We start from the raw sequence: 6,405 nt of genomic DNA on the forward strand, positions 1-6,405 counted from the left end.
AGCCCCGAGGCGGTGGCCTTCTTCCTGCGCGACAACCACCCGCCCGGGGAGCGCTACGACTACAGCCCGGCCGACGAGATGTACGCCCTGGGCGTCAGCCTCTACGCGCTGCTGACGGACGGCTACCCCATTGACGACGCCGAGCCGCTGATGCTGGCGCAGATACTCTCCTACCAGCCGGTGGCGCCCGACGCGCTGAACGAGCGGGTACCGCGGGCGCTGAGCGCGCTGTGCATGAGGCTGTTGGAGAAGGAGCCCGGACGGCGGCTGGCGAGCGCCGAGGCGCTGAGCCAGGCGCTGGAGGCGGTGCTGAAGGAGTCCGAGGCGGACGCGGCCTGGGACGTGCCCCTGTTCCCCGCGTGGGGGGAGAAGGACAGCGGCGAGCCGGTGGCGGACGCGGGGGACGAGCCGGACTGGGTGCGGCGCTGGGTGGAGGAGAAACCCCGGCGGGGCAAGCGGCCCGCGCCCGCCCCGGCCGTTGCCCCGGAGCCTCCGCCCGGGCCGGTGCGGCCTTCGTCCACCCCCGTGCCGCTGGACTGGCCGGCCGCCGTGGTGCGCCCCACGGACGTGCTGGCCGCGCTGCTCAAGGCGGCGCTGGTGCTGGGCGTGTTGGTGCTGGCGGGCCTGGGTGCCGAGCAACTGCTGCGCCGCTGGGTGCCCGCGCGCCCGGTGCCCGTGTCCTCCCAGGGCCCTGTCTCCTGGGCGCCGCCCTGGGCACAGCCGACGTGGAGGGGTGGCAACGGTGGTGAAGTGGCGCCCCCCCGCAAGCCGCCCGAAGCTGACGCGGCCATGGCGCCGCCCCCCGCGGACTCCACCCCCGTGGCCGCCGCGCCCCCCGCCGCGCCCCCCGCGGCGCCCTCCAAGGACACCCCTGCCGTGAAGACGCCGCAGAAGAAACTTCGCTCCCTGGCGCGCAGCACCTGTGCCGGACTCACCGGGCTGGCCCTGCAGGCCTGTGCCGGCACGCCGCAGCAGGTGCCCCCCGTGCGTCAGGATTCCCCGCCCCGGCCCGCCGACTGCCCGCCCGGTGCCGTGAAGACGATGGAGGAGCTGGGTATCCGCATCAGCAACACGGCCTATGCATGGTTCCCCCATGAGGGCAGCGCCCAGCGCGTCACCGTGCGAGAGTCCACTCCGATGACGGTGCACTTCGGAAGTAAACCCACCTATCAAGGGCCGTTGCACGTTGGCGAGCTCACCGGGCGGCTCTACCTCGGGCCCGAGCGCGTATACGGCCGCTTCACCCAGGCCCGGGACCTGAGCACCGGCAAGACGTACCCGGTGTGCCTGGAGCTGATTGGGCGCAGCACCCGGTGGGGGGAGCCCCCGGGCGTGGACAGGAAGGATGTCGGCGGCCCCGCTGACGCCGCCGTCGTCTTCTCCAACCAGTCCGTCCGGGCGGTGGAGCGCTTCGAGTAGGCGCGGGCGGCACAGGGGACGGGAGGTGTGGTAGAGGCCAACGCCTCGCGTCACCACGCCCCGCCTTCCCCCGGAGGTTGACTCCCCGTGCCCCTCGTGTCCCCCGTGGGTCTGCTCGCGCTGGCCCTCCTCGCCCCCATCCCCCCGGCCTCCACGCCGTCCCCCGCGGACGCGTGTGAGGCGGCGAGCCCCCAGCTCGTGCTGTCGGCCGAGTCCTCCACCACACCGCCCACGGTGTGCATCAGTCCGGATGTGCCTCTCACGTTGCGCTTCGACACGGCACTCCAGCCCGGGTCCGTGCGGATTCAGGAGCGGGAGCGCTTCGGGGACGTGGCTCCCGGGCAGCAGAACCTCTTGCTGGTGCCCCCGGAGAACCTGGCGGCCGGGGAGCGTTTCCAGTTGGAGGTGTGCTTCGCGGACGGTGCCGCTCCCGGGTGCGCCCGCTTCCTCCTGTTGGCCCACCCGGCGCTGGGTCTGTCTCAGGTGAAGGTGTTTCGCCAGCCCCGTCCGGTGGCGTCCTTCCAGGAGGGCGAGAAGACAGCCCAGGCCGAGACGCGGCAGTGCCAGGAGGAGGTGCGCCAGCTGCGCGCCGAGCGCGGCGCCCCCGAGGGACTCCGGGGCGCGCTCGCCTCGGGGCTTCTGGGAGAGGGGGGCATTTCCTTCAAGGACCTGTTGGAAAGCATCACCGAGGCCAGGGGCAATGCCCTGAGCCTTCACAAAGCCCGCAGCTACCGCACGGAGGGCCGGGTGGCGGTGGAACTGGAGTTCACGAATCCCGGTACATTGCCCTGGCTGGCGGCGGGCGCGGTGCTGCGCGGGCCCAAGGGCGAGGTGTTGAAGCCACTGCCGCTCTGGCAGTCCGTCCCCTCAACCGACCCTGGTGCCCAGGAGCCAGTCCGCGTGGTGGTGGAGGTGCTGGCCTCGGAGAAGGAGGCCCGGGGCACGTACACCCTCACGCTCTGGGACGCCGAGCAGAAGCGCACCGTCACCCTCGGCCTCATCACCTTCCCGTAGCCGGGCCCGGAGCTCGGCCCGCACGGATCCGGGTAGGCTCGGGCTCTCCATTGCTCGTGGGTGACCCCACGTGTGCCGGAGGGGACCATGTACAAAGCCTACCGACTCCGGAGTCTCCAGGCGCTCGTGGTGGCGAGCTGCCTGTGGTTGAGCCTGAGCGCAGCCGGAGGAGAGCTGAGGCTGGAGCCGGTGACGCTCTCGGTGAAGCAGCGGGCCGAGGTGGACGCCGTCCAGGTGGTGCGTGCGGGCGTGCCGGTGCCCGGGGCATGGGAGGCAGTGGTGCTGCCCCTACGGGTGGTGGACTCGGGGCGGCTGCGGGTGGAGGCCGGGGCGCAGGTGGTGGCCGCGTGTTCCCTGGGCTTTGGCGAGGACGAGCTGCTGCGGGTGGAGCCGCTGGAGGCGGACTCGCACCTGCCCCTGCCGAGGGTGCTCCACCGCGAGCGGGGACGGGAGGAGGTGGCGGTCCACATTCCGGTGGGAGCCGGTGACGGACAGCGCCTGGTGCTCACCTACGAGTGGGACTGGATTCACCAGGGAAAGCCCGCGCTGGTGCGCACCTGGCAGCTGCCGCCCTCCACGCGCCAGGAGCGGCCCACGCGCGGCCCGGTCCCGCCCCACTTCGAGCGCAACGGCAAGGCCTCGCTCGAGAGGGCGCTGGACACCCTGGAGCCCCTGGCCGCCAGTGCTCCCGGCCACGGCCTCACCGTCACCGTGCGCGAGCTGCGGGAGGACATGCGGCGCGCCTTCTTCGACGTCTCGCGCGTGCATGACGCCAGGATGCTGGAGCGAGCCCTGTGGCTGAGCCAGGAGGTGCGGCGCCTGTGGCCGGCTGGCGCCCAGGGCCACCCGGCGGCCGCGAGCGCCCTGGCCGACCTGCGGCAACTGATGCAACAGGCGGCGTATGTCTCGCTCACCGATGCGCGCCTGCTCTTCGGCGCCTCGCCTCCGGCGGCGCCGGAGCAGGCAGCGCGTGTGGCGGCGGGGACTCCTGCCTTCCACGAGGCCGAGCGGGCCTGGGAGGAGGCCGCGCGCCACCTGGAGCAGGGCCGGGAAGAAGAGGCGGGCGAGCAGTGGCTGAGGGCCTGGCGCAAGGCGCTCGAGGCCATGAGCGGGGCGGGGGTGCACTTCCGCCCGGGCCAGGTGACGGACGTGGACGGCGATGGGGTGCCGGACCAGGTGGAGGTGCGTTACGGGGCCAGCCCGTTGTCGGCGGACACGGATGGCGATGGCCTGACGGACGGCTTCGAGCTGCGCTGGGGGGGCGTGCACCTGATGCCGGCCCGCGCGGACACGGACGGAGATGGGACGGCGGATGGGGCCGAGGACGTGGACGGGGATGGGTGGACGAGCCTGCAGGAGCAGGCGCGGGGCACGGACCCGCTGGAGGCCAGCCCCAGCACGCCCAGGCAGACCCGAGCGCCGCGAGGAGGCGCGGGGCATCCGCGCAAGGTGCTGGCCCAGGCAGGGCCCGGGGCTGGCACCGGGAAGGGTCCGCCGTCCGGGACCGCGGCGGACCCGTTCGACACGGATGGGGACGGGCTGGAGGACAGTGCCGAACTGGCCAACGGGACGCCGCCCACGCTGGCGGACTGGGATGGAGGCACGGCCCTGTCGGGCTGGAAGCCGTGCAGGGGAAGCGTGCCGTTCTTCCTGGGGCAGCTGTCCGGAGGCGCCGCGAGCTTCATCCCCGTGGTGGGGTGGGTGGTGGGCGCGCTGGCGGACGTGCGCGACGCCGTGGGCAACGCCGTCAAGGGCGAGTGGGCGGGGGCGGGGCTGAGCCTGGTGGGCGTCATCCCGGTGGTGGGGGACGTGGGGAAGCTGGTGGGCCGCATCGTGGAGTTCACCAGCCAGTACGGGAAGCTGGAGGACATTCTCCGAGTGGTGCTGCTGGCCCTGCCGAAGCTGCTGGGCACGGTGCCGGAAAGGACGGGCGAGGCGGCGCGGGAGTTGGTGCTGGCGGTGCTGAAGAAGGTGAACCCCGAGGGCTTCAGTACGGTGGCGAAGTATGGCGGGGATGAATTCCTCACGCAGGTGGCGAAGCTGGGAGCGAAGTGGAAGAACCTGGCGCGGCTCTTCGATGACCTGGAGAGGAGCGGGCTGTTCACCCAGTACCCGCGCATGAAGGAGTTCCTCGAGGAGATGGTGCGCACCACACCGGCGGAAGTGCTGTATGGCAAGGGGCAGGTGCTGCGGCTCGACGGCCGGGTGACGCTGAGTGTGAAGAAGGCGGCGCTGCGGCCGAGGAATGGGCCCAAGTCCCTGGCGAACATCAGCAAGCACCTGAGCAGCGCGTTGGCGGAGCACCGCTCGTTGAGCGTACTGCCGGGAGACGGGGAGGACCTCATCAAGCTGGGCCATGTGGCGTCCCAGGGGCCGGACCGGGTGCTGCGCAATGGCGAGTTCATCGACGTGCTGGAATGGCAACAGGCTGGACTATTTCTTGGACAAGGCCGGACAGCCGACTGTCAGGCAACTCCTGGACGACCACACGTTGCGCTATCACCTGTTCATCTACGCGCCCAAGACGGCGCTAACGCGAGAAATGGCGGACCTGTTCACGAGCAGTTCCATACGCATTCCGATCCAAGGCCGTGAAGGGGATAAGATTGTCCTCGAGCTTACATGGCATTGGGATTGATTGGTGAGAGGAAAAGAGATGGCTCGACTGCGGGTGCCTGTGAGTTACAAGGGGGGCAGGAAGAAGTGGGTAGAGGACTTGGAGAAGTCCATTCAGGTGCAGACGCAGTACCTGACCAAGGTGGCGGAGCCGGACAAACCGAGTACGCCCATGCGTACCGAGGCTGTTTTCGAGAGTTGGTACGCTCTCGGTCTCTACGGCCATTGGCAGGGTGAGGAAGAAGTGGCTCGGGCTTACTGGGCTCGGGCCGCCTCCCTGGCCCATGCCTACCTGGAGCGAGAGATGCCTGCCCTTACCTCCGAGCGGGCTCCCAACTACGCATGGTTGGCAAGGACTGCCGCCCTCGCCTCTGCGCTCAGCGGCCAGGAGTCTCTAGCATGTATTTTCTTCTCCCATGCGGAGCGGTTCTCCACCGGGCTCGTGACGGGTCAGGAGCCGCGGTCCGCCGACCCGGGCGCGGTGCTGGATGACATGGGACTTCAGCCCCTCCAGCGAGTCTATAGCCTCATCCGGCTGGGCCGGATGTCGGGCTTCCATGGGCTCATCTTCCCGGAGCCCAACAGTGACGAGGCCATATGGGTCCAGACCGACATACACGGATTGATAGGGACGGCGGAGCATTGTCTCGCTATCGGGCGCCGTAAGCGGCTCGAGGTCTTTGCAAGTGAAAGAGGGTTGCCTCCCCTTCTGCGGGCACTCGTGGCGGCGCTCGAGGGCCATGGGTCCCAGGAAGCGGCGCGTGAGGCGCTGGCCGCGTACGAAAGGAGCATACGAAACATGGCGGACTTCCGCCGCATCTACCCGGTGGTGCTGGACTTGAAGGCCGCCTTCCCCGCCCTCTTCAACGCCTGAGCCCAAGCCGTTTTCACAGGACCTGCTCCACGGCAACGCCAGGAGCATTCCCATCCAAGCCCGTGAAGGGGACAAGATTGTCCTCGAGCTGACATGGCATTGGGATTGATTGGTGAGAGGAAAAGAGATGGCTCGGTTGCGGGGGCCTGTGAGTTACATGGGGGGCAGGAAGAAGTGGGTAGAGGACTTGGAGAAGTCCATTCAGGTGCAGACGCAGTACCTGGCCAAGGTGACGGAGCCGGACAAACCGAGTACGCCCATGCGTACCGAGGCTGTTTTCGGGAGTTGGTTCGTGCTTGGTCTTCGCGACCACTCCCGGCCTCGGACGCCGAGTTCGCGGAGGCGGTGGTGTACGAGGTGGCGGTGGTGGAGCCGGGCCGTGGAACCACCCGGCCGGTGCCGGTGAGCCGGGCGGACTTCCAGCGCGCCCTGCGGCACATCGCCCACCAGGTGCAACACGAGGGCAAGAGCCCGCGCGAGGC

General features: G+C 70.0%; 4 protein-coding genes. All 4 read left to right on the forward strand.

Features of this window, described 5'->3' with window-relative positions:
- Nucleotides 1-1,419, forward strand: a 1,419-nt coding sequence (locus AC16DP_RS50655) for a serine/threonine-protein kinase (protein WP_483957122.1), incomplete at its 5' end; no start/stop codon positions are given.
- An 87-nt stretch (nt 1,420-1,506) separates the two neighbouring features.
- Nucleotides 1,507-2,433 (forward strand): DUF2381 family protein, encoded by a 927-nt coding sequence (locus AC16DP_RS50660; RefSeq protein ID WP_329731324.1) that lies wholly within the window; start codon nt 1,507-1,509, stop codon nt 2,431-2,433.
- A gap of 87 nt (nt 2,434-2,520) precedes the next feature.
- The gene (locus AC16DP_RS50665; protein ID WP_329731323.1) at nt 2,521-5,028 is read left to right on the forward strand and encodes a hypothetical protein; all 2,508 of its coding nucleotides are present in this window, start codon (nt 2,521-2,523) and stop codon (nt 5,026-5,028) included.
- A gap of 61 nt (nt 5,029-5,089) precedes the next feature.
- Entirely contained in the window at nt 5,090-5,923 is an 834-nt protein-coding gene (locus tag AC16DP_RS50670) for a hypothetical protein (protein WP_329731322.1), read from the forward strand.
- Nucleotides 5,924-6,405: the final 482 nt, after the last annotated feature.

The sequence above is a fragment of the Archangium sp. genome, assembly GCF_057119385.1.